General features: G+C 46.6%; 23 protein-coding genes. 17 read left to right on the top strand and 6 right to left on the bottom strand.

Annotated elements, in window-relative coordinates; genetic code table 11:
* The first annotated feature begins 1 nt into the window (after nucleotide 1).
* Nucleotides 2-670, top strand: a complete 669-nt coding sequence (locus MHI27_RS25825) for a TrkA family potassium uptake protein (protein ID WP_042191554.1) — start codon at nucleotides 2-4, stop codon at nucleotides 668-670.
* Between the two features lie 72 nt (nucleotides 671-742).
* Here MHI27_RS25825 and MHI27_RS25820 read toward each other — a convergent pair whose 3' ends face one another.
* Nucleotides 743-1,645 (bottom strand): LysR family transcriptional regulator, encoded by a 903-nt coding sequence (locus MHI27_RS25820; RefSeq protein ID WP_042191552.1) that lies wholly within the window; start codon nucleotides 1,643-1,645, stop codon nucleotides 743-745.
* Nucleotides 1,646-2,046: 401 nt separating this feature from the next.
* On the opposite strand from MHI27_RS25820, the gene MHI27_RS25815 reads away from it, so the two are divergent.
* From MHI27_RS25815 to MHI27_RS25785, 7 genes are all read left to right on the top strand, one after another.
* Entirely contained in the window at nucleotides 2,047-2,712 is a 666-nt protein-coding gene (locus MHI27_RS25815) for a succinate dehydrogenase cytochrome b558 subunit (protein WP_042130879.1), read from the top strand.
* Nucleotides 2,713-2,780: 68 nt separating this feature from the next.
* Nucleotides 2,781-4,523: a succinate dehydrogenase flavoprotein subunit gene (gene sdhA, locus MHI27_RS25810; protein WP_042191550.1), complete on the top strand. Its 1,743-nt coding sequence runs from the start codon at nucleotides 2,781-2,783 to the stop codon at nucleotides 4,521-4,523.
* A 74-nt stretch (nucleotides 4,524-4,597) separates the two neighbouring features.
* Nucleotides 4,598-5,362, top strand: coding sequence for a succinate dehydrogenase iron-sulfur subunit (sdhB, locus tag MHI27_RS25805; protein ID WP_042191549.1), 765 nt, complete (start codon nucleotides 4,598-4,600; stop codon nucleotides 5,360-5,362).
* 188 nt (nucleotides 5,363-5,550) lie between these two features.
* Nucleotides 5,551-6,342, top strand: coding sequence for a DUF3891 family protein (locus MHI27_RS25800; protein WP_341051834.1), 792 nt, complete (start codon nucleotides 5,551-5,553; stop codon nucleotides 6,340-6,342).
* Between the two features lie 19 nt (nucleotides 6,343-6,361).
* Entirely contained in the window at nucleotides 6,362-7,306 is a 945-nt protein-coding gene (locus MHI27_RS25795) for a metallophosphoesterase (RefSeq protein ID WP_405174985.1), read from the top strand.
* Nucleotides 7,307-7,340: 34 nt separating this feature from the next.
* On the top strand, nucleotides 7,341-7,883 hold the full coding sequence (locus tag MHI27_RS25790; RefSeq protein ID WP_405174984.1) for a GNAT family N-acetyltransferase: 543 nt from the start codon (nucleotides 7,341-7,343) through the stop codon (nucleotides 7,881-7,883).
* A gap of 175 nt (nucleotides 7,884-8,058) precedes the next feature.
* Entirely contained in the window at nucleotides 8,059-8,799 is a 741-nt protein-coding gene (locus tag MHI27_RS25785) for an NADPH-dependent oxidoreductase (RefSeq protein WP_076285237.1), read from the top strand.
* Between the two features lie 99 nt (nucleotides 8,800-8,898).
* On the opposite strand, the gene MHI27_RS25780 is transcribed toward MHI27_RS25785, so the two are convergent.
* Together MHI27_RS25780 and MHI27_RS25775 are read right to left on the bottom strand one after the other, a co-directional pair.
* On the bottom strand, nucleotides 8,899-9,708 hold the full coding sequence (locus MHI27_RS25780) for a histidinol-phosphatase (RefSeq protein ID WP_149644990.1): 810 nt from the start codon (nucleotides 9,706-9,708) through the stop codon (nucleotides 8,899-8,901).
* Between the two features lie 69 nt (nucleotides 9,709-9,777).
* On the bottom strand, nucleotides 9,778-10,680 hold the full coding sequence (locus MHI27_RS25775) for a LysR family transcriptional regulator (RefSeq protein WP_042191539.1): 903 nt from the start codon (nucleotides 10,678-10,680) through the stop codon (nucleotides 9,778-9,780).
* Nucleotides 10,681-10,933: 253 nt separating this feature from the next.
* On the opposite strand from MHI27_RS25775, the gene MHI27_RS25770 reads away from it, so the two are divergent.
* The 5 genes from MHI27_RS25770 (at nucleotide 10,934) to MHI27_RS25750 (ending at nucleotide 15,759) form a co-directional block, all read left to right on the top strand.
* Nucleotides 10,934-11,389 (top strand): chemotaxis protein CheX, encoded by a 456-nt coding sequence (locus MHI27_RS25770; protein ID WP_042130872.1) that lies wholly within the window; start codon nucleotides 10,934-10,936, stop codon nucleotides 11,387-11,389.
* 28 nt (nucleotides 11,390-11,417) lie between these two features.
* Complete coding sequence (locus MHI27_RS25765) at nucleotides 11,418-12,194, top strand: SDR family oxidoreductase (protein ID WP_076300333.1); 777 nt, start codon at nucleotides 11,418-11,420, stop codon at nucleotides 12,192-12,194.
* Nucleotides 12,195-12,291: 97 nt separating this feature from the next.
* Entirely contained in the window at nucleotides 12,292-13,794 is a 1,503-nt protein-coding gene (locus MHI27_RS25760) for a DEAD/DEAH box helicase (RefSeq protein WP_405174983.1), read from the top strand.
* Nucleotides 13,791-14,537 (top strand): ABC transporter ATP-binding protein, encoded by a 747-nt coding sequence (locus MHI27_RS25755; protein ID WP_076285232.1) that lies wholly within the window; start codon nucleotides 13,791-13,793, stop codon nucleotides 14,535-14,537. The genes MHI27_RS25760 and MHI27_RS25755 overlap by 4 nt, the downstream gene beginning before the upstream one ends.
* A gap of 1 nt (nucleotide 14,538) precedes the next feature.
* The gene (locus MHI27_RS25750) at nucleotides 14,539-15,759 is read left to right on the top strand and encodes an ABC transporter permease (protein ID WP_076285231.1); all 1,221 of its coding nucleotides are present in this window, start codon (nucleotides 14,539-14,541) and stop codon (nucleotides 15,757-15,759) included.
* A 141-nt stretch (nucleotides 15,760-15,900) separates the two neighbouring features.
* Here MHI27_RS25750 and MHI27_RS25745 read toward each other — a convergent pair whose 3' ends face one another.
* The 3 genes from MHI27_RS25745 to MHI27_RS25735 form a co-directional block, all read right to left on the bottom strand.
* Nucleotides 15,901-16,020 (bottom strand): YjcZ family sporulation protein, encoded by a 120-nt coding sequence (locus MHI27_RS25745; protein ID WP_212567871.1) that lies wholly within the window; start codon nucleotides 16,018-16,020, stop codon nucleotides 15,901-15,903.
* 148 nt (nucleotides 16,021-16,168) lie between these two features.
* A complete protein-coding gene (locus MHI27_RS25740; protein WP_405174982.1) occupies nucleotides 16,169-17,470 on the bottom strand; it encodes an aminotransferase class I/II-fold pyridoxal phosphate-dependent enzyme in 1,302 nt (433 codons plus the stop codon).
* Between the two features lie 178 nt (nucleotides 17,471-17,648).
* Nucleotides 17,649-18,266, bottom strand: a complete 618-nt coding sequence (locus tag MHI27_RS25735) for a pyridoxamine 5'-phosphate oxidase family protein (RefSeq protein WP_042191524.1) — start codon at nucleotides 18,264-18,266, stop codon at nucleotides 17,649-17,651.
* A 143-nt stretch (nucleotides 18,267-18,409) separates the two neighbouring features.
* On the opposite strand from MHI27_RS25735, the gene MHI27_RS25730 reads away from it, so the two are divergent.
* The 4 genes from MHI27_RS25730 (at nucleotide 18,410) to MHI27_RS25715 (ending at nucleotide 23,379) form a co-directional block, all read left to right on the top strand.
* Nucleotides 18,410-19,915, top strand: a complete 1,506-nt coding sequence (locus tag MHI27_RS25730) for a PLP-dependent aminotransferase family protein (RefSeq protein WP_405174981.1) — start codon at nucleotides 18,410-18,412, stop codon at nucleotides 19,913-19,915.
* 171 nt (nucleotides 19,916-20,086) lie between these two features.
* Complete coding sequence (locus MHI27_RS25725; protein WP_042191520.1) at nucleotides 20,087-20,872, top strand: AraC family transcriptional regulator; 786 nt, start codon at nucleotides 20,087-20,089, stop codon at nucleotides 20,870-20,872.
* Nucleotides 20,873-21,419: 547 nt separating this feature from the next.
* Nucleotides 21,420-22,163: a 2,3-diphosphoglycerate-dependent phosphoglycerate mutase gene (gene gpmA / locus MHI27_RS25720; RefSeq protein ID WP_042191518.1), complete on the top strand. Its 744-nt coding sequence runs from the start codon at nucleotides 21,420-21,422 to the stop codon at nucleotides 22,161-22,163.
* A gap of 220 nt (nucleotides 22,164-22,383) precedes the next feature.
* Entirely contained in the window at nucleotides 22,384-23,379 is a 996-nt protein-coding gene (locus tag MHI27_RS25715) for an ABC transporter substrate-binding protein (RefSeq protein WP_405174980.1), read from the top strand.
* The last annotated feature ends 37 nt before the right edge of the window (nucleotides 23,380-23,416 follow it).

Here is a 23,416-nt window from a genome sequence, read left to right as displayed (position 1 = left end):
AATGAAAGCACAGCAATTTGTAGTAATCGGGTTAGGCCGCTTTGGCTCAAGCCTTGCACTTGAGCTGATGGAAATGGGCTACGAGGTGCTCGGCATTGATCACCATGAGGAGCGTGTGGAGGAAATGAGCGATCACCTGACGCATGCGGTAGTGGCTGATGCTACAGATGAAGGAATTATGCGCTCGCTCGGCGTACGGAACTTTGACTGTGGGATTGTAGCGATTGGTGACAATATGGAACGAAGTATTCTGGCTGCGATTTTGTTAAAAGAGATTGGAGTCAAGCAAGTGGTAGCCAAGGCGATCTCGATCCTTCATGGTCGTGCGTTGTCCAGGCTGGGCGTGGACCGGGTTATTTTTCCGGAGCGGGATATGGGCATTCGTGTAGCACATCAGCTCGTGACACCCAATTTGCTGGATTATATTGAACTGTCCAAGGATTATAAAATCGTCGAGCTAACCGTTCCGTCTTGCATGAACGGGAAAAGCTTGTCAGATTTAAATACAAGAGCGAAATATGGCTGCAGTATTGTTGCCCTGAACCGGGAAAGTGGAATTATAGTGGCTCCAACGGCACATGATCATTTGAGTGAGGGCGACGTTATGGTACTCATTGGTTCTAATGAAAGTATTGATCGATTTGAGGATGAAGTTGTAAACCAAGATTAAATAGAAAAGCCCTCCGTCCTTTACATGGGACGGAGGGCTTTTTTTAATTAAGGCTGCACGCAGAGGTATGTACTATTTCTCTCGTTCCGTTAGAAACATCTCTTCTGTGACCTGCACGAGGCTGCGGGCCGCTGTGCTCAGGCTCCCATCGTCACGGTAAATCAGGCAGGTAGTTCGCTGAGTCTGCTCCAGCTCCTTAATATGCAGAGAGACCAGCCCACCGCCGTTTAACAGCTGCGGACGCAGATAAGACTTGGGCAGTAACGCTGCCACATTGACTGTCGGCAGCAGCCGCACGATGGCTTCGAAGGAGTCAATCTCCATCCGAACGTCTGGATCAATTCCACAGCGCTGGAACAGATCGTCTGTTAGACGTCGGTACCAGGTGCCTTTGGAGAACAGGATCATAGGCAGTCGGGACAGATCATCCATGGTTAGCTTGGTAGATTGATTCAGAGGATGATGCTCAGAAACAACCAGTCGAAGTTGATCCTCAAACAGAGAAATACAGCGCAGTCCAGGTTCTTGAATAGAGGAAGCGATCAGACCTATATCTGACTTTCCTTCACTGACAGAGGAGACAATTTCATGTGTTCGGCCTGTGATTAGCTTCAGCTCCGCAGTTGGGTATTTCTCCATATATGCGTTAACTAGTGGAGGCAGAGTGGTCTGCAGTGAGGTAAGTGACGCCCCTAAGGTGACGAGCTTAGGCTCGCCTTCTTTGTATTTTGACAATGCCTCCAGAAATTTAGAGCGCTGCTGCCGTTGTTCAAGTGCGTAGGAATAAGTAAGACGCCCAACCTCGGTTAACTCCAGACGCTTGCCATAACGATTAAATAGCGCGACACCCAGTCGTTCTTCCAGCTTGGAGATTTTACGAGATAGGGCAGGTTGGGACAGATTGAGCTGGCGGGAGGCCCGATTCAAGCTGGAGTGCTCCACAACCGCTGCAAAAACATCTAAATCGTCAAACATATTTATGATCCTCTCGTAGTGCAATCTATAAACAGTAGTGATGAAATTCATAGCCATGAAGACAATACTTCTTGCTCCATAAGGAAATAAAAGATTTGTCGGAAAATGTTGTTTCTCTAAATGAGAATTATTATCATATAAAATCTATTCTTATGCGTTTATTGTATAACGTTTAATAATTAGATTGCAATTCCCTTATAAGGGAAAAAGGAGTAACATGAAAAGTGACACAAGATATTCACATTTTGTGAAAAAGAAAACAAAGTCCGGAAAACCAAGGATAGCGGTAAATATAGACGTTTTGTCATGACATATTCTACGTTATCCTGTGTCAAATGTAGTTCCGGCGGTGAATACACAATAATGAAAACGCTGTTTTAATCGGAAAGGGGTTACTTTGTATGAAAGGATTTTATTCCAGAAAGATTCATTCCTTGCTAGGCGTTATCCCGCTTGGAGCTTTCTTCATTGAGCACATGATGACGAATTTTGCGGCTGTAGAGGGTGGCGCTTCCGGTTTCACTGACAGCGTGATATGGCTGAATAGCCTGCCGCTTGTCTTCTTCCTGGAATTGTTCGGTATATGGCTACCTCTGCTGTACCATGGCGTATATGGACTGTATATTGCCTATCAATCCAAGCCGAACTTGAACCGTTTCAACATTGAAAGAAACTGGCGTTATACGCTGCAACGCATTACAGGAATTATTACCTTTATCTTCATAGTCTGGCATTTGTTCCAAACCCGGGTTCAGGTGGCAGTTGGTAGTGTTGAGCATGAAGAGCTGGGCGGTCTGATGCATGATATCGTGACTCAACCACTGATGTTGACACTGTACATTATCGGTATCGTTGCAGCATGCTTTCACTTCTCAAACGGCCTATGGTCTTTCTTGATCAGCTGGGGAATCACGGTAGGACCTCGTTCACAGCGGGTATCCTCTTACCTTTGTCTCGGTATATTTGTTCTTGTAACGTTTATGTTCCTCATTTCGCTAGTCACTTTCCGTGATGCTGAATTTCAAACCGCAGCTTCCATAGCTCAGTCCATAAAGACTTTCATCTAAGTAATTATCCTCTCAGGACTAGATTCCAGAATCCTTTCTGATATTTTCAATAAAGGGAGTGAACTATCATGGCAACAGCAAATATCATTATCGTGGGTGGCGGTCTGGCCGGCCTGATGGCTACCATCAAGGCGGCGGAGTCCGGTGCGCATGTTCAATTATTCTCATTAGTGCCTGTAAAAAGATCACACTCCGTTTGTGCGCAAGGCGGCATCAACGGCGCGGTAAATACGAAAGGGGAGGGCGACTCTCCTTGGGAGCACTTCGACGATACCGTTTACGGCGGTGACTTCCTGGCGAATCAGCCACCGGTCAAGGCGATGTGTGAAGCAGCACCGGGTATCATCCACCTTATGGACCGGATGGGCGTAATGTTCAACCGCACACCTGAGGGATTACTCGACTTCCGTCGTTTCGGCGGAACGAAGCGTCACCGCACTGCATTTGCTGGCGCAACGACAGGCCAACAGCTTTTGTATGCGCTGGATGAGCAAGTGCGCCGCTGGGAGTCCGAAGGTCTTGTAACGAAACGTGAGAACTGGGAGTTCCTCTCGGCCATCGTCGACGACGAAGGTGTATGCCGCGGCATAAGTGCCCAGAATCTCAAGACGATGGAGATTGAGACTTTTCCTGCAGACGCTGTTATTTTGGCTAGCGGCGGGCCTGGTATTATTTTTGGTAAAACAACGAACTCCGTAATTAATACAGGCACAGCAGCAAGTGCGGTGTACCAACAGGGCGTACATTATGCCAACGGAGAATTTATCCAGATTCACCCAACGGCTATTCCAGGAGATGACAAGCTCCGCTTAATGTCGGAATCAGCACGTGGTGAAGGCGGCCGCATCTGGACTTATAAAGATGGAAAGCCGTGGTATTTCCTTGAAGAGAAATATCCAGCCTACGGTAACTTGGTGCCGCGCGATATTGCTACACGTGAGATTTTTAATGTGTGTGTGGATCAAGGGCTGGGCATTAACGGTGAGAACATGGTGTATTTGGACCTCTCTCACAAGGACCCGAAAGAGCTGGACGTGAAGCTTGGCGGGATTATTGAAATTTACGAAAAGTTCATGGGGGATGACCCTCGTAAAATACCGATGAAAATCTTCCCGGCTGTGCACTATTCCATGGGCGGTATGTGGGTTGATTACAACCAAATGACAAACATTCCTGGTCTGTTTGCGGCAGGCGAATGTGAATACCAATATCATGGAGCGAATCGTCTAGGCGCTAACTCTCTGGTATCTGCCATTTACGGTGGTATGGTTGCTGGACCAAAGGCTGTTGAATACATCAAAGGTCTGAAGAAATCGTCACAAGATATCTCTTCTTCTGTCTATGATAGCTTCCACAAAAAGCAGACGGACAAATATGAGTCTCTGCTAGCGATGTCAGGTACAGAGAATGCTTATGTGATTCACAAGGAACTGGGCGAATGGATGACCGCCAATATGACGGTTGTACGGCACAATCCGAAGCTGGAAGCGACCATTGGCAAAATCAAAGAGCTTAAAGAACGCTATCGCAATATCAATATGAACGATACGTCACGCTGGAATAACCAAGGTGTAGCTTTCACCCGTCAGCTATGGAACATGCTGGAGCTGTCCGAAGCGATGACACTGGGAGCGCTTATGCGCAATGAGAGCCGCGGCGCTCATTACAAACCGGAATTCCCGGATCGTAATGATGAGGAATTCTTGAAGACCACGAAAGCAGCTTGGACTGCAGACGGTCCGCAAATCTCTTACGACGAAGTCGATGTCTCACTGATCCCTCCACGGGTCCGTGATTATTCGAAGGATTAATCTTTCCAGCAGTGAAACAGCTTGCGAGGCAAGCTTAATGAAATAAAATTAGGCAATTTGAGGAGGGAACCATTATGGCGGAAACTGCTACAGCTCCCAAAAACGTAAAGTTTATCATCACCCGCCAGGACGATCCACAAAGCTCATCTTATGTTGAGGAATTTGAGCTCCCTTATCGTCCGGGTATGAATGTAATCAGTGCTTTGATGGAAATTCAGCGTAACCCTGTGAATGCCAAAGGTGACAGCACCGTTCCGGTATGCTGGGATTCCAACTGTCTAGAAGAAGTATGCGGAGCTTGCTCGATGGTGATCAACGGCAAACCTCGCCAAGCCTGCGCAGCGCTTATAGACAATCTGGAACAACCTGTACGCATTGAGCCAATGAAGACATTTCCGGTGGTGCGTGACTTAGTGATTGACCGTACCCGGATGTTCAACGCACTGAAACGAGTAAAGGCCTGGATTCCAATCGATGGTACGTATGACCTTGGGCCGGGACCACGTATGCCGGAGAAGAAACGGCAATGGGCTTATGAATTATCTAAGTGTATGACTTGCGGCGTATGCTTGGAAGCTTGTCCGAATGTCAACGAGAAGACGGATTTCATCGGACCCGCAGCCATCTCTCAAGTACGCCTGTTCAATGCTCATCCTACGGGTGAAATGAATGCGGATGAAAGATTGGACGCATTGATGGATGATGGCGGTATTGACGGTTGTGGTAACTCACAGAACTGTGTGCGCGCTTGTCCAAAAGGTATTCCTCTTACCACCTCCATTGCAGAAATTAATAAGCAGACGACAAAACATATGTTCAAACGCTGGTTAGGTGTGTAATAAGTAGTACCGCCGGATCTTTAATATTGAGCTATCCTCAATGGTGGATTTATATTCGCTGAGGATAGCTTTTTTGTTTATAATTGGTAGGGAATAGGAAATTCGTCTAGCTCAGAAGAATGAATAGCATATGCTATAATATCCATTGTTAACGTACGTTAGGTGTGGAACAACAGGGAGGAATAATCGTGATTTGTCGGGAGCATGATGGAGCAATTGTAATGGTTAAACAGCATGATCACGGGAAGTTAGCTGGAGAGCTTGCCATTTGGTTTAAGGAAGAGCATGTGCCAGAAGAAGGACGCCGGGATGAGGTGCTTTGGGCGGTAGCTGAACATGACCGGGGCTGGATTGATCTGGATGAGACGCCCTTTTGGAACGATGCGGAACACGCGCCTTACAGCTTTATTGATTTTCCTGTAGTGCCGAAGCTGACCTTTTATAAGCGAGGACTTGATGAGATCGAGGCGCGGACACCTTATGGAGCGCTTTTGTGCAGCTTGCATTTTGAACGACTCATTAAGATTTCGGGACTGGATTATCCAGAACTGACTTTATATCAAGAGCATGAAGAGGAACGTAGATCCCGTATTCACCGAGAACTGGAAGTATCTAAACCTATTGGTGAGGATGAGCTGTATTATGATGCCCGTCTTTTGGAATTCTGCGATGACTTATCTCTATATTTGGCTTTAAATGAACCGGGTAGCCCGAAATCTGAGGAGCATCCATGGTGGCGTGAAGGATTCTCTGGCAGTGAAGATTTCAGTTTTACGTCAGGTCGTACGATAACCGTGGAGTGGAAAGATAAGTCAACGTTAGTGCTGGATCCTTTTCCCTTTAAGAAGACGGTGGAAGTAGCCTTTATGCTGAAACGAGTCCAACGATCAGAAATTGCTAATAGAGGCATCGCACCCGCATACCGTGATACGCCAGAGGAAGAATGTAGAATTGTACTGACGGCTCTAAACGAAAGCTGAAGGGAAGGAGAAACTCCGTATGAAGATACAATCGTCTGGGGCTTCTCCCAATAAGAAAAATAATCATTCAGGTAAAGGCACCCACTCTAGTGCCTCTGGACGTCGATCTAAGGGCAAGACAACAATGACCCGACGGCAATTCCTGGTTCGAGGTGCGGCTACTGTAATCGGCGCAGGCTTGCTCACAAGTGGTTACGCTTGGCAAGGGGAGCCCAACTGGATTCAGGTTACTAAGCTGAAGTTGTCCTTCAAAGATATTCCCTCTGCTTTTTCAGGCATGAAGGTTGTCCATTTCAGTGATACTCACCTTGGGTTTAATAAGGATGCCCGTGATCTGGCTCGACTTGCAGAACGTATCGCTAAGGAGGAACCGGATCTTATATGCTTTACAGGTGACATCGTGGACAGCAACCCTGAGGATCTTGTAGATGCCATACCTGTATTGGCAGAGCTGAATGCTCCACTAGGAAAATATGCGGTGCTAGGCAACCATGATTTCAAGAATACGAAGCGGATTATCGAGTTGTTTACATCTGCTGGTTTCCGGGTGCTAAGGAATGAATCTTATCTTCTGAAAAGAGGCGGGGCAGTTATGGCTGTGACCGGACTGGATGATCTGCTGCATGGCGAGCCTGACCCTGTGAAGGCACTCAAGGGTGTACCTGCAGGAACCTTTACCGTTCTGATGATGCATGAACCGGATTATGCTGATATAGCACAGGCTCATTCCTTTCATCTACAGCTATCCGGGCACAGCCATGGAGGACAGATTCGCCTGCCGTTTGTAGGTGCGCCATTCACCCCTTATGGGTCTCAAAAGTACATAAATGGATTGTATTATACAGATACCAAGCGCATGCCAGTGTATGTGAATAGAGGTTTTGGCGAAACAGTCATGCCTTTTCGTTTTCTATGTAGGCCTGAGTTAACGGTGCTGACATTGCGCCATTCATCGGATGAATAGGCTGATATTTTAGCGGCATGGAGGAGGAGAGAGTATGAGCACTTATGAGGCAGTATCGTTCCAGGCGCAACAAGGTGTGGCGGTTGACCTTAGGATGATTCAGCCCGAGGATGCCTGTCATTTGCAGCAACTGCTCTCCCACCCAGAAGTGCAGGCTCATATTCAAATACGCACCGGAGCTGGATCAGACCTTGCTCAGGTGGAGAAGCTGGTGAACCGGATGTTATTCGCATTCGATCCTTGCGCGTTACATGCGGGTATCTATTTAAAGGAGCAGCAGAAGTTGATCGGTATTGTTGCTTTACAGCATTGGAACCGCCGTGAGGGCAAGGCCACGTTAGGATATATGCTAGACCCGGCGTACTGGGGAGGCGGATTGGCGACAGAGGCGGTTGGCTTATTTTTAAATTACAGTGTTCATACGCTTGGGATCACACGGATCGAAGGGCGCTGCCGAGGAGATAATATTAGATCCGAACGTGTAATGCTTAAGAACGGCATGATGCTGGAGCGAGTGATGCCCAGAGTAGGCTCCTTGGACGATGTAATGAAAGTATTCACATTGTTACACAAATGAAATAATGCCGTTATGAAACTCTAACAGTGTCCGGTTAAACTAAGTACATGACCCCCTTTTAAAAATATACTGCTTTGGGACCCGATGATTCGGGTCCATTTTTTTTTGTCAGGACCTAATCCGATCGTTTATGATTAACAAACAGTCGAATGAATTGAGAAGGAGGCGTAACATTTTGAATGATGTAATACAGACGTTAATGAATCACCGTTCTTTCCGGCAGTATTCTGATCTACAAGTGGAGCCGGATAAGCTAAAGATAATGATCGAATCGGCCCAAGCAGCGCCCTCATGGGTTCATGGACAGCAGGTCTCCATTATAGCTATCAAGGATCCTGCGCGTAAGCAGCAGCTTTCGGTCTTGTGCGGCAATCAGAAGCATGTAGCAGCAGCCCCCATCTTTCTGGTGTTCTGCATGGACTTCTATAGAGCGAAATTAGCAAGTAAAATGGAAGGCAAGTCTTTTGAAGCGGTAAAAGATGTAGATGCTCTGCTCGTTGGAGCTACAGATGTTGGTATCTCAGTGGCTAACGCGATTGCAGCGGCAGAATCCATGGGACTTGGGATCATCCCTATTGGGGGTGTCCGGCGCAATACAGCAGGCGTTATTGATCTGTTGAAGCTGCCGGAGTACGTATTCCCTATCGTCGGGCTCTGTGTCGGATATCCAGCCGAAGAGACCGCACAGAAGCCGCGGCTGCCGCTGGAAGCGGTGTTTCATGAGGAACAATACAATCCAGATGTGGAAGGTCTCCTGGAGGCGTATAATCAAACCCACCGTGAATATATGCAGCAGCAGGGATTAACGGAGAGAGATTGGACGAGCACGATTGCTCATTTTTACGATATCAACCCGGAATATGGGGATGCGAAGCGCACCCTGAAGCAGCAAGGGTTTACCTGTGACAACCTATAAATAAACGACAATGCACCAAGCGGAGATTGGTTTAACGGAGGGTAACCCCACCCCTAAACCAATAACGCTTGGTGCATTTGTTCAAAATAAAAGAAATCTTTACAGTGAAACTTTAATTTTCTCGCGCTGCTTGTAATAAACCCAATGTGTAAAACCTATCGCTTTTAGCTGTGCAGCTACCGCATCTAGGTCTTCTGCGACTCGGGACGGCTTATGCGCATCCGAACCGAAAGTAACCTCAACGCCAAAATGATGTGCGCGCTCCAGTATATCTTCTGATGGATACCAACCGCCAACCAGCTTGGTTCCGCCTGAGGTATTAATTTCGATCGCCACGCCGCATTCACTAATTACTTGCAGACAGTCATCAATTGGCTTTGGAGCAGGGATTTCTGAAAAAGCAGGATAATTTCCCTTCATCGCATCAATGTGTCCGAGAATTTGAAACATGCCACTGCGGGCGGAATCAGCAATCAATCGATAATAATCAGACTTCACACGAATCTGTTCATTTTTGCTAAGCCCTTTCCAGCGACCCTTGTTAAAGATACTGACGCCACCAACACTATGTACCGATCCAATCACATAATCAAAAGGGTAGGCGGATAATGTTTTGCGGTAAAGCTCGGCATGCTCAGGGAAGTAGTCTGATTCAATACCTAGCAGAACGTCGATTACACCTTCGTATTCTTTTTTGAGGGAGAGGACTTCCTCAACATAGTTTGAGAATTCGGACTTACCCATAGCAATTAGAGGAAAAGCTTGCTCGGAAGGGCTTCCGAAATATGGGGTGTGGTCAGAAATGCCTATTACCCCTAAACCTGCTGAAATTCCGGCTTCGATATAATCTCTAATCGTTCCATCAGCATGGCCACAGCGAAAATGATGTGTATGCAGGTCAAATTTCATCAAGATCAACTCCTTTAAACAAGGTTATGCAATTAGCTCAGAAGTATCGATTCCACTTTTGGGTGTTTTTTATTCAGACCCAATAAATTGTGTCTCCGGCATACCTTTGAGATCACTGAGAAACTGTCTCATGGCTGAGTTCACGTATTTTCCAGACTTCGTTATGACGCCTACAGGATGCGTGACTTCCAATTCAATAATAGGCACAATTTTGAGGGAACCGGCTCGCACCTCAGCGGTCACTGACTGCTTGGAAATAATGGCTGCACCTAAATCGAGTTCTACCATCCGTTTCACTTCCTCGCTGCTGGTCAGTTCCATAATTACCTGTGGCTCTATGCCATGCTTGGAGAATACCTCGTCGGCAAATTTACGGCCCACTGTATCCGGTGAGAGCAGAATTAGCGGGGTTTTGTTTAGGGCTTCTATACCTGCAGTCTTAACTTGAGCCAGGGGGTGTCTAGGTGAGACCACCAACTCGAATGTATCATAATAAAGAATGGAAGTAGTCATACTCGGACTTCGTCCGATCAAATAGCCAATGCCGACATCGACAATGCCATTCTCGACATGTTGATAAATTTGAGACGAGGACATAGAGGAAATAGATGTTTTGATATGAGGGAACTGGTCTTTAAAATAGGACAAAATACGCGGCAAAATTTGAATGGCGATAGAGGTAGTAGTGCCGAGAATAATATGTCCTTGGGGATTATCTTCAAGGTCCGCAAGTCTCTGTTTAAGCTCCTCGACAATCGTTACAATTTGTTCCGCATGCTCCAGAAATACAGTTCCTCGATCGGTTAACGTAACAGGCTGGTTCCGGTCAACCAGCTGTGTTTTGAACTCTTCTTCAAGGCTCTTGATTTGTGCTGAAACCGCTGGTTGGGTCAAGTTAAGCAGTTCTCCGGCCTTGCGAAAGCTCATCGTTTTGGAGATCGTTATTAGTGTCTCCAGCTGGCTGATGTTCATGGAATACCTCCTTTGGACAAGCAAATATGAAAGTGATGGGGTGAAATATTACGTTCCATGTTGGCATTTGATTTAAATTATAGGAGATAATACCCGACAGAGCAATGTTGCAACATAAACAAACTTGGGTTCGAATTCGACATGTACATTAATTTTTGCTGAATTGTGCCGATATATAAAGTATAATAAATCCATATTACTTGGGACTTTTGGTATATGACTAAAGCACGATAAAGGGGGAGACAGGACTTTCATGAAAGCAGAAGTAATTAATCCGTTTTTAGAATCTGCACGGACAGTTATAGAACAAGTGATTCAGGTCTCGCCTTCCACTGGGAATTTAGGCATCAAAGAAATTGAACTGATCGATAATCATATATGGATTCAAGTGGGAATGACAGGCCAGCTGAGCGGAAATATTATATTTGGTATCGCAGAGCAGGTAGCCTTGCGAATGGTATCGATTATGATGGGCGGCTATGTGATTACGGAGATGGATGAGATGGGTCAGAGTGCAATTTCAGAGCTGGGCAATATGATCAGTGGAAATGCTAGTACGATTCTATATAATCAGGGGGTTTCAGTGGATATAAGTCCTCCCCAAATTATGAAGCTTGAGAGCATGTCCTTTTTGCCTCGCAGAGCACTTAGTATTCCATTGTTGATGGATGGGGTTGGAGAGATGGATATTCAGGTGATGATCTCTTAGGCAAGAGTTAGGAGCTGAAATACTTTTTATGGTACTTAAAGATAAGGTTGTTGTGATTACAGGAGCATCCAGCGGTATTGGTGCATTAACCGCACAAATGCTTAGTAAGCAAGGTGCGATTCCGATCCTTTTGGCACGTTCCGAAGCGAAGTTGAAAGAAACGGCGGCCGGTATTCCGGGCGTTTTTGGACTGTATACATGCGATGTAACAGATGCCGACGGTGTACAAGAGACCTTTGCTCAAATTTTGGCGACTTACGGCAGAATTGATATTTTGCTAAATAATGCTGGTTACGGTAAATTCGCCGCTTTTACAGAGATGGAGCCTCATGAGTTTGATGATATGATGGATGTTAACTATATGGGGATTGTTCGCTGTACGAAGGCTGTTGTTCCACATATGTTAGAGCGGGGAAGTGGCCAGATCGTAAATGTGGCTTCTATGGCAGGGAAGATCGGTACAGCCAAATCGGTAGCCTATACAGCCACCAAGCATGCTGTTCTCGGATTCACGAATGCACTCCGTCAGGAGCTGCGGAAGAGCGGAATCATCGTCTCGGCTGTGAACCCTGGTCCCATTGCCACTGATTTTTTCAAAACGGCTGACCCTTCCGGCAATTATGAAAAGAGCGTAGCTCGGATGATGATGACACCAGAACATGTCTCTTCCAAGATCGTAAAGGTCATGGAAACTGGCAAAGAAGAGATTGATCTTCCGGGTCTGGCAGGGTTTGGTATTCGGCTTTATGGTCTGTTTCCTCGCTTGGCGGACAAGCTTACTTATAATGCGATGAACAGAAAATAGAGCCTGCCGTCAGCATTATTGGCCTTCCATTTGGTGGAGAGGCCTTTTTGGCATATAATGAAGATATTATCTCAAGCGAAAAGGATGAATTACACTTATGAATAAAGCTTCTTTTGCGGCTATCGGCATTCAGGAAGACCTAGTTGCCCGATTGTCGGAATTCGGTATTAACGCTCCATCCCCTGTACAAGAGCAGACGATTCCACTTCTGCTGGAGGGAAGAGATGTTATTGCTGCTTCCCAGACTGGAACGGGTAAGACCTTGGCCTATCTGTTGCCTCTGCTTCAAACGATCAACCCGGAGCAGAAGGTGGTCCAAAAGCTGGTGCTCGCCCCTACACAGGAGCTGGCGATGCAAATCTTACGTGAGGCGGAACGTTATGGCGAACACCGTGGGATTCGAGTAATGGGTCTTATTGGCGGGGCAGCCATCAAACGCCAGATTGACAAACTGCGTGAGCATCCACAGCTTGTTGTGGGAACCCCTGGCCGGATTCGTGAATTGATTGGTCTTCGCAAGTTAAAGATGCATGAAGTCAGCACGATCGTTCTAGATGAAGCGGACCAAATGTTTCAGCTAAGCGGGGCCGGAGAGGTAACGAAAATTGTTAGCAGCGCACTGCGTTCACGCCAGCTCGTTATGCTGTCTGCAACCATTGGTCCGGAGACGAAAGCCTTGGCAAATCGTGAAATGAAGAACCCGGCAGAGGTTGGAATTGCTCCTGGTGTCATGACAGCAGAGAGTTTAGAGCATCATTACGTTGTAACTGAAGAACGCAACAAAATAGACATGCTGCGTCGGGTCATCCGTCATTACAATCCAGATAAGGCGATTGTGTTCGTGAATGCGACTGATGATATTGCAGAGGTAGAGGCTAAGCTAAACCATCTTGGACTGACCGCAGCCGCACTTTACGGTGATGCTGATAAAGTAACGCGCAGTAATGTACTGTCACGTTTCCGTGAAGGGAAATTCCGTGTGCTTGTTGCCAGTGATGTAGCTGCCAGAGGACTGGATATTGAGAATTTGTCACTGGTAGTAAGCTTCGATCCTGCCTTTGATTCCGAGCATTATGTACACCGTGCGGGTCGTACGGGTCGGATGGGAAAACGCGGATTATCCGTAACGATTGTGACAGAGCAGCAGACCTTTATTATGCGTAAATTTGCGCGTGAACTGGATATTGCCCTTGAAGAGCGGGAAATGGTCGGTGGCAAGGTGCTAGCAGCAGATGAAGCGCGCAACGCTTTGAATAGTGGACGGGGACGAAATGAGAGCAGCGGACAACGCCGCGATGTTTCTTCTCCGCGCAGCAGTAAGCCACAGGTGCGAACATCTGGGAATGCAGGAACTCAGCCGTCTACAACCAGCACAGAGCAGCAACCTGTTAAAAGACTGGCAACGATCCAGACAAGTGAGGCAAGCGTAGAATCACAGCGCGATTCTCAGCGCAGTGTGAACCCTTCTGCAGGCGCGCGTGGAGGTGCTACTCCTGCACGAAGCAAACGCAGCAGCAATGCGGAACGTGAGAAGAACCGTAAGAATAAAGGAGCACCAAAGTGGTTGAAAGACAAAACTCCGAGAGGTGACGGTCAATGAATAATTCTCCCGTATTGCAAATTACGGGCCTCAGTGGTGGATACAGCCTGAATAAGCCGGTGCTGCATGATATTGCACTTCAGGTGCAGCCTGGCGAGATGGTTGGTTTAATTGGTTTAAATGGAGCAGGAAAAAGTACGACCATGAAGCATATTCTAGGATTGATGTCGCCCCATAAGGGCGATATCACAGTAAAGGGTAAGACTCGTGCTGAAGATCCCATCGGATATCACAATGCTTTGAGTTTTGTACCTGAATCGCCTCTTCTGTATGATGAAATGACAGTACGTGAGCATGTTGAATTTACAGCAAGAGCGTATGGGGTAGAACAAAGTGACTACGAAACTCGCACCTTACATCTAGCCAAGCTGTTCCATATGGAAGATAAGATGGACACGTTGTCGACTCATCTATCCAAAGGGATGAAGCAGAAGGTTATGATCATGTGCGCTTTCGTGGCACGCCCTGCGTTATATGTGATCGATGAGCCCTTTTTAGGACTGGATCCGCTCGGGATTCGCTCTCTGCTTGATTTCATGATGGATCTGAAAAAATCAGGCTCCTCTATTCTGCTTAGCTCTCATATTCTTTCTACCATTGAGAATTATTGCGACCGCTTTATTGTGCTGCATAGAGGTAAGGTGATTGCTCAGGGAACGCTGGCAGAAATTGCGGCAACCACTGGACTACAGGGGCTGACTTTGGAGCAGCTGTTCTACGAGCTGGTTCAGGGAGGGAAATAATATGGATTTGAAAGAGCTGCGGCGCACGCGGCGAGGTCGATTCATGGGAAGTATGCTTCCTTATGTGGGATATATCATTCAAAGCGGCGTAGCTATGGTCTTCCTCTTTGTGTTGATTGTCTTCTCTGCTTGGTATACATCGTTGTTACAGAATGTGCCTGAAGGCATTCCTATCCGCTGGATTATGCTTGCAATACTGCTGCCTGCAGCAGTAAATAGCAGCTTCCGCACCTATTTGCAGACTCCGGATACGATCTTTCTATTGCCTCAAGGACATCGAATGAAGGAATATTTCGCACCTTCGTGGGTGAGTGGGAACGTATGGAAGATTGTTCGATTGTTATTTGTACTCATTACCCTTTGGCCGTTGTACATACGTACAGATGACTCGCCTAAGCGGCTGTTATTTACAATATTGATTCTGATTGCTGTGAAGCTAATCGCGAGTTACGGCTTATGGAAAGAGATAGCTATGCTGTCGCGTCCGATGGCAGGCATATTCACTTTCTTACGCTGGGCAGTAGGAGGATTAATTATTGCCGCTTGGTTGTGGCAGCCTGCCGGTAGAAGCCTGATATTTATGGCGCTATTAGCAGCAGCCTATCTTGTTGCACTATCCGTACCTGGACGCCACGCCGTACCTTGGGAAAGACTAATCGCCATGGAAAAAAATCAAGGTGGACGCGCCCTGATGGTTCTGGGTTGGTTCGTGGATGTACCGGGCCGTGAGCAACGGGTATATCCTCGTCGTTATCTTTCCAAATGGGGGGCTCGGCTGCCTTGGCGTAAGGATACGGCTTACCGCTATCTGCTGACCAAAAGCTTCGCCCGAGGAGATATCTTCGGAATCATTATGCGGATTTCGGTACTGGCTTTGCTGCTGAATTGGTTGAACCATGACAGTTACTTCGGTACAGCCATCTATTTGTTCTTCCTGTTCATTATTGGTGTACAATTGTCGGCACTCCGCAAATTGCATAGTGAGTCTTTTTGGTTGACAGTGTATCCCTTTCCTGAAGGTAGTAAGGCGGATAACACAACGCAATTCGTATTCCGCGCGCATCTGGTAGTGGCACTGATTCTTGGTTTACCTTTCTTAGCCTCTATAGGCGACCGCCTACTACCAGTGATTGGTACCTTTGCAGCAGGGATTCTGGTATCCTTTCTGTTTAAGGGATACTTGTCCCGCAAAGCAGCACGGATGGTTGATGAGGATTTGTAAGAGATTATTTCAAAATAAAAAAGGCTTTCTCAAAAGTAGAGGATTCTACGGATGAGGGAGCCTTTTTTTGTGTGGGGAATGAGGTGTACCACTGGAAAAGGGAAAGAGCTCAAGGCTCTCTCCCGAGACTGTCATCTTTAGTTAGACAAAGAGTGAACGGCTGATGATTACCAGCAGGATAAAGAGAACCAGAATGGCGCCAGTGCTTGTGAATCCACCGCCACAACAACCGTTAAATCCGCCTCTTACTTCTTCGCTCATGTTCATTCCCCTTTCGGTGTGTGTTGTACTTGAGTACATCGTATTGTATGTGCGGAGAGAGAAGCATGTATAGGCCAATGCCGGAGGAGTCCAGAAAAAAATCAGCCCCGTAGAAACGGAGCTGATTGGAAGGAATATGAAAGATTTTTTAAGCTTTTTCCAGATCACGAACGCCTGCGTATACAAGATCAAACAGATCTTCGAGCTGTTCTTCTTCGATACAAGAGAAAGCAATCCGCAGATCTGTTTCACCGAGAGCGATAGTGCCCAGTCCGTAATTATGAATCAGGTGAAGCCGAAGAGCTTCAGCCGAAACAGTATGCAGCTTCAGACACATGAAGTAGCCGGAGTTAAAAGGATAATACGTCCATACACCATCGCCGTATTTGCCGCTATCGAGCAGCGCTTTTACTTTATTCGCACGGCCCTTCATGATTTGGAACTTCTCTTCCTTCTGTTCTTCGAATTGTGGAGATTTTAGTGCATCCAATACGAAGGTCTGTGATGGGTGTGCACCGCTGGAAATAGTGGCGCGAATGATGCCTAATGTTTTTTGCTCCAATGCAGCCAGCAAATCCTTGTCTTCCGAGGCATAAGTGATGAAGCCAACACGGAAGCCCCAGACGAATTCTTCTTTAGTTGCACCGTCAATTTTGATTGGAAGCACACGTGGGTGCAGATGAGCAAGCTTACCGAATAATGATTCCTTTAGTGAGTCTTCAAAGAACAGTCCGAAGTAGGCATCATCACTTACGACAACCACGTTAATGCCTTCCTCAGCCGCACGAAGGATAGCTGCGACGATTTCATCGCCTTCCTTAATCCCTGGAGTATATCCTGTAGGATTGTTAGGGAAGTTTAGCAGAACGATCGCTTTTCCGCGTTCTTTTTGAGCCAGTAGAGCTTCTTCAAGACCCGTACTGTTAAAGGTCATTTCTTCTGTGAAAAGCGGATAGTTAACGGTCTCCCCATGGCGGCGAATTCCGAAGGTTAGTTCATAGTTTTCCCAATTCTTATCTGGGTAGATGATAGCGTCACCTGGCTCAGCGAAGAGGTCAGCGACAATGCTAAGCCCATGAGTCAAGGCGTTGGTTACAACAGGATTGCTGATGGTTTTATCTTCTAGCGATGGATTTTCGCGCAGCATCTTTTCACGCCATACAGTACGCAGCTCTGGTTTACCTGCTGGAGGAGCGTAACTATACAGATCCTTAGGATTGTAAGCGGAAAGTTTATCCTGAATGACGCCGAGGTGCATAGGTACACCGCCTTCGGTAGCAATACCGATGGTTGCGTTGTATTTCTTGGCGTGAGCTCCTGCTTCAGCAGATTGACTCAGGATACCCTCCTTAGGGAAGTAAATTTCTTTGCCAAGCGTAGAGAGCATATCATATACATGTTCATTTCCTGCTTTGATACTTTCGTTTAATTGTCCAGCTAGTGGATTCATCAGTTTCATCCTTCCAGGGTTCTTTGGGGATACATACTGTTAACATTGCCTAACATTATATCACCGCCACTTGCAACCGTCACTTGGAAAGATACGTTTTTTTAAAATTTAAGGAAGTTTAAGTTTTACACTATACGTAGCGCTTATTTTGAACGAGAAACTGGTTTATCCTTATCTATTATTCGGAGTGGTAGGGGCAGTATTTTTTCATCATTTCAATGGTTTCTTCATCACGTGGATGATTTCTTTCAGATAGGCCGGAAATGACCCCGGAACGTCCTTCTTCTTTTAGATTCTGCCCAAACTTAAACTTCGCCGTGATCTCATCTGGGGTAATGCGCACTACCGCGACGCCCTTTAGACGGGGACGGTATTTAGGGTCCTCTGCATCTATCTGATTATAGCCGCCCTCGGGCTGGAGTTTTTTCATAAATAAGGAGAGTACGATGGCTTTTTCGCTAATGTCTTCGACGGGCTCGGCTATGCCGTAGGCGGTAACACTTTTAAAATATGCGGTTGCTGGGCAGGCCATCTCTGGATCGCTAAAATAAGACGGAATCAGTGCATACTCATCCGCTACGGTAAAGCAGACCTTTTGCTGATTGCGGATCGCCTTCATTTTGCCGCCAGCATGACTACCGTGGAAATAGAAACAACCATCTGTATATACAAAATTCAGCGGTGTCACCCGCGGTAGCCCCTGTTCATCGCTTGTACCGAGAAAACCGAAGCTCATTCCGTCTAGAAAAGAGATCAATTCTTCCTCCTGATCTACTTGAAATTCTTTTCTGCGCATAGGGTTCACGTCCTTATTCTTAAGAGTGTAGAGCATTTGCTCCGATGTAGATGTTCTTTCAAGAATAGTAGAGTAGTTGACAATTAAAAAGGACCAATTAAGATAGTTTTTAATGGACCACTTGCTGGCCAAGGAGGGAAACAATGAATATTACGCTGGCATTCGATCAATATCTGGCGATACACCGCTACAAATATTTAGCGTTATATCATGCACTTCGCGCTGGAATATTGGAGGGAACTCTCCCGGGTGGCACTCAGCTGCCGTCTACACGAAGTCTGGCTATGCACTATGACTTGTCGCGCGGATCGGTCTCGCAGGTGTATGAAATGTTGCTCGCTGATGGTTATGTAAGGACGGTGACTGGACGAGGGACATTCGTATCAAAAGATAGCTTTGTTTCAGCTTCTGGAGATAATAAGCGTGAAAATGTGACTTTGGGTGAGGCGGCAGATGCTGCTGGGGGAGGCTCTGCATCTGAGAGAACGATCCCACTTTCGGTATGGGGAGAACGACTGCTCACGCGCCCGACACCCTTGTATGAGCAGCGTAGCAAGAATGTTGTAAGCTTCCTTAGCGGCGGTATGCGGATGGAGTACTTTCCTTACGCCGAATGGCGCAGTGCGCTAACGTATGCTGGAGGGAAAGAAGGCGGTATGCTGCAAAGCACTTGTCCTCCCGAAGGAGATGAAGGGCTTCGCAAAGCTATCGCTGCGCATCTGCGGATTACCCGCGGGATTCGTGCGGATGTAGAGCATATCGTATTGTTTAGCGGTTCGATGCAAGGCATCGTTATTTTGACCCAGCTGCTGCTGGATGCAGGGAACGAAGCGGTTGTCGAGGATCCGGGTTTCCATGGGATTCGCCGAGCGGTAGAGATCAATGGGGGACGATTGCTGGTAGGAAAGCTGGATGATAGCGGTCTAATTCCGGAGGATTGGGATGCGCGTCTGTTGTTTGTTACACCAAGTCGCCAATTTCCTACAGGTGTGGTGCTCCCTTTGGAACGGAGGCGTATCTTGCTGGAATGGGCGCAGCGACATGAAGCGGTAATCATTGAAGATGATTATGACAGTGAGTTTCGGTGGTCAGGACGTCCAATCGAGCCATTAAAAGCGCTAGATCGCGGAGAACGGGTCGTGTATATTGGCTCCTTCTCAAACACGATGTTCTCTGGCCTTCGGCTTGGCTTTGCTGTGCTTCCACCCTCTCTGGTAAAGCCGACGATCGCCGCTAAGGCGCTATATGAGCCTTTACCAGTCGGACTGCTGGAACAGCGGGCATTGGCTCGTTTTATGAATACCGGCGGCTATGGCCGTCATCTGCGTCGGATGACCCGCATTTATGGTGAACGCGGTCGCATCCTTAGGACGATGCTGTCGGAACAGCTTAATGAGCTGTTTGAGCTGCTGCCTGGCGATGCGGGGCTGCAAGTATATGCGCGGTGGCTACGCAGTAGAGAAGAGTTCGTGGCATTCCGGGCGGCAGCGCACAGGCGCGGCACGGATTTCAGAGATGTGGCGTTATATCAAGTTTCGCCGGGGGAGCCAGCCGCATGTTTTGCTTTTGCCCATCTGAATGCTGTGGAGCTGGAGGAAGGAATAAAGCGCCTGCTTTTGGCGTGGGAAGATGTACAAACTGCAACATGACAAGGTATGATGGTGGGGATGGGAAGCAAAACGAAGTGAATGCTGACGATGCAAGTTTTGCGGAGTAACTTAAGCAGATTATGCTAACAAAACAATGTGAATGCTTACGAAGTGAGTTTTGCGGAGTAACTCAAGTAGATTATGCTAACAAAACTTTTGGGAGGGAACGTTATGCTGCACGCATCGCCATCCTCTTTTGTTATATTACCTGCCTTGGCGAAGATTGTGTGCGAACCAAGCTGGAAATGGCAAAAAAGAGAGAAGTCGCTGCAAAATTATGATTTATTCTATGTATGGAGCGGGGAAGGGACGGTTATTCGTAACGGGGAACCCTTCCAAGTGGGCAAGGGGAGCTGCTTCTTGTTCCGTCCGGGTGACCATACTAGCGCTACTCATAATCCGCAAAGACCACTTGTCCTTACATATATTCATTTTGATGTCACCGGAGAGGTGACGGATGTTCCGCTGCCCTATCGCGTACTTGCAGAAACCGTTGAATTTGAGCATCTGCTTGCTCGTTACGTCCGGCTGTTCCTAGTGGATACGTACGCGGCTGAGGAAGAAGGGCAGCTTGTTCTAAAGCAACTAATGATTCATCTGCTTAGGGAGGACCGAGTGAAGCCTGTAGAACGTTATGCTAGCAACCATTTAACAGAGATTATTCACGAAATAGCGAATTATGTGAGCCAACATCCCGGGATTTCGCATCGCGTAGAGGATCTTGCTGCACGTGCAGGGCTGTCGCCTCGGTATTTCTCAATTAAGTTTAAGGAGCTTACTGGCTCTTCCGTTCAATCTTATGTCATTCGAGCTCGGATTGAGCGTGCTCAGCATTTGCTGCTCTACGCTGGGATGAATGTTACTGAGGTAGCGGATGCACTTGGATACCGTGACATTTTCTTTTTCAGCCGTCAGTTCAAGCAGTATACCGGAAAAAGTCCATCTGAGATCCGCTGATTTGCATTCGTTGTTTCAGTTATTTCATCCAAGGGTAAATACTTTGCAGTTTAGTTTACAGAGAATTTACATAACTTCTTGGAAGGGGAGACGCATGGGATGATGATCAGACGCCGAATCTGCAACACCGATTGTAAAAGTGGAGGCGCAGGGCTTTTTAGAAACCGTTTGAGAAGATTAAAACAATCGAGTGCTTTTGCCATAGATAGCTGGTTCTAAACTGAGCAGGTATACAATCGCTGGATATGACCAAAGACTTTAAATAACCGGGGCCAACAGGCTTCCGGTTTTTTTGAAATATAAGACATAAACGCTTACCGTCCTTTTAAGGATGCCGCTAGGCATTTATGCATGGCAAACTGAAGGATTTACCGTTCCTCTCGTTGTATTTGATACAATAGAATAAATCTCCTGTGAGGGTAATTTTGCATTCTGTTGCATATCTTACATTCAATTGCCCAAAAAACGCCCATACTAGAGATTATCACGGTGATCTATTGCATGATGTAACAGAGTTCTAGAGCATATAGGTGGGAGGAGAGATAAAATGTACGAAATCGTACTGATACGTCATGGTGAAAGCCAGTACAATGTGCAGAATTTGTTTACGGGTTGGAGTGATCCGGATTTAACCGAAAAGGGTATTCAAGAGGCTAAGGCTGCTGGCAAGCTTTTGAAGGATGAAGGGTATACATTTGATCTAGCTTTTGCATCGGTACTCAAACGATCGATCAAAACACTCAACTATGTTCTCGATGAAATGGATCTGCTGTGGATTCCTGTGCAAAAGTCCTGGAAGCTGAATGAACGGCATTATGGTGCACTTCAGGGACTTAGTAAAAGTGAAACGGCGATAAAATACGGTGAAGAACAATTGCATCTCTGGCGACGGAGTTTATCGGTTCGGCCTCCACTGCTTGAGCTTAATGATCCTCGGTATGCCAGAAATGATATTCGTTATAGCAGTATTCGTCCTGAGGATATTCCGCGAGGCGAGAGTCTGGAAGATACTGTTCATCGTGTGGGTGATTTCTGGAGAAACCGCATCGTTCCCCTTGTACGTAAAAAGGAACGGGTGCTCATTTCAGCCCATGGCAATACACTGCGAGCGTTGATCAAATTTATGGAAGATATTGATGAGGCAGCACTGCTGGAGCTCAATATTCCTACAGGAGTACCACTCGTGTACAAACTGGATGAGGACATTAATCCAATCAGCCGCTTTTATTTAGGAGATCCGGAACAGGTTGCGGCCAAGGCGCGTGATGTTGCTAAGCAAGGACATGTGTAATAGGCATAACAGATGTAAAGAGAGCATATAATGACTTGAAAAGATTAAGGGACAGCCATGGGGCTGTCCTTTTATTTTTAGTGTGGAGTAGGTGTCCAAAAGGTAAATGCAGTAGATGTTAATATATTCTCCATTGCCAATGATAGAATAATACTATATAGTTACATTGATAATGATTATCAATATCATTATATAATATGTCGATTGGAGTGAATTTATTTTGTTTAAATCTCCAAAAACTTATCTATTGCTTGTGTTTACTTTGGTTATAACGTTACTGCTAGCAGCTTGCGGACAAGCAGTTGAGCATAACACCTCCTCAGTAGATGGGACAGAGAGTGCCGTATCTTCATCAAACACCAATGACTCATCCAGCAAAGTGGACATGGTTACATATCAAGCAAGTAACGGAGACATTCAAGTACCCAGACATCCGAAACGGATTGTGGATTTAACCTCCTTCGACACTGGATACTTCTTGGCGTTAGGAATCAAACCGGTTGGTGTTATGAATGGTGTCTTAAACAGTCCCTACTTTGAAGGAATGCTGGAAGGCGTTCAAGGCCTTGGGGATGAGCCATCTCTTGAACACATTTTAGAGCTGAACCCTGATCTTATTGTTGTATTCTCCGGAATGGAAGGACTCGACAAGCTGGCCGAAATAGCGCCAGTAGTAGCCATTCAATACGGTGCAAAAACTATCAGAGATCAAATGCTTGATTTCGGTACATTAACGGGGAAAGAAGCCGAAGCTAAAGCTTGGGTGGAACAATGGAACAAAAAAATCAAAGAATTGAAGCCTAAGGTGTTAGCAGCTGTAGGTGGCAAAACCGTTTCAATCCTGAATCCATTTTCCGGTGGACTATTCGTATTCGGTCACAGCTACGGGCGCGGTGGAGAAATTATTTATAATGAATTTGGCCTGAAAGCACCTCCTGAAGCGCAGAAAGAAGCTATAGACAGCGGCACTGGTTGGGCAACAATCTCCCTTGAGAAGCTGCCTCAATTTGCTGGAGATATTGTATTCACATGCCCATGGGCTGGCGATACGAGCGATCCGAAAATCGTCTATGACAACCCCTTGTGGAAGCATCTTCCTGCCGTAAAAGCAGGCAACGTATTCCAACTGGACCCAACCGCTGATACATATAGTGATCCCGTTACGCTTGAAGCGCAGTTAAATTACATTACTGAGAGTCTTTTATCTGCAAAATAATTCTACTTCAACGAAAGTTCACGAACTTGCATTTGGT

It is taken from the genome of Paenibacillus sp. FSL H8-0261 (assembly GCF_045040645.1).
GTDB lineage: Bacteria > Bacillota > Bacilli > Paenibacillales > Paenibacillaceae > Paenibacillus_AQ.
This window is presented reverse-complemented; position numbering and strand designations above follow the sequence as displayed.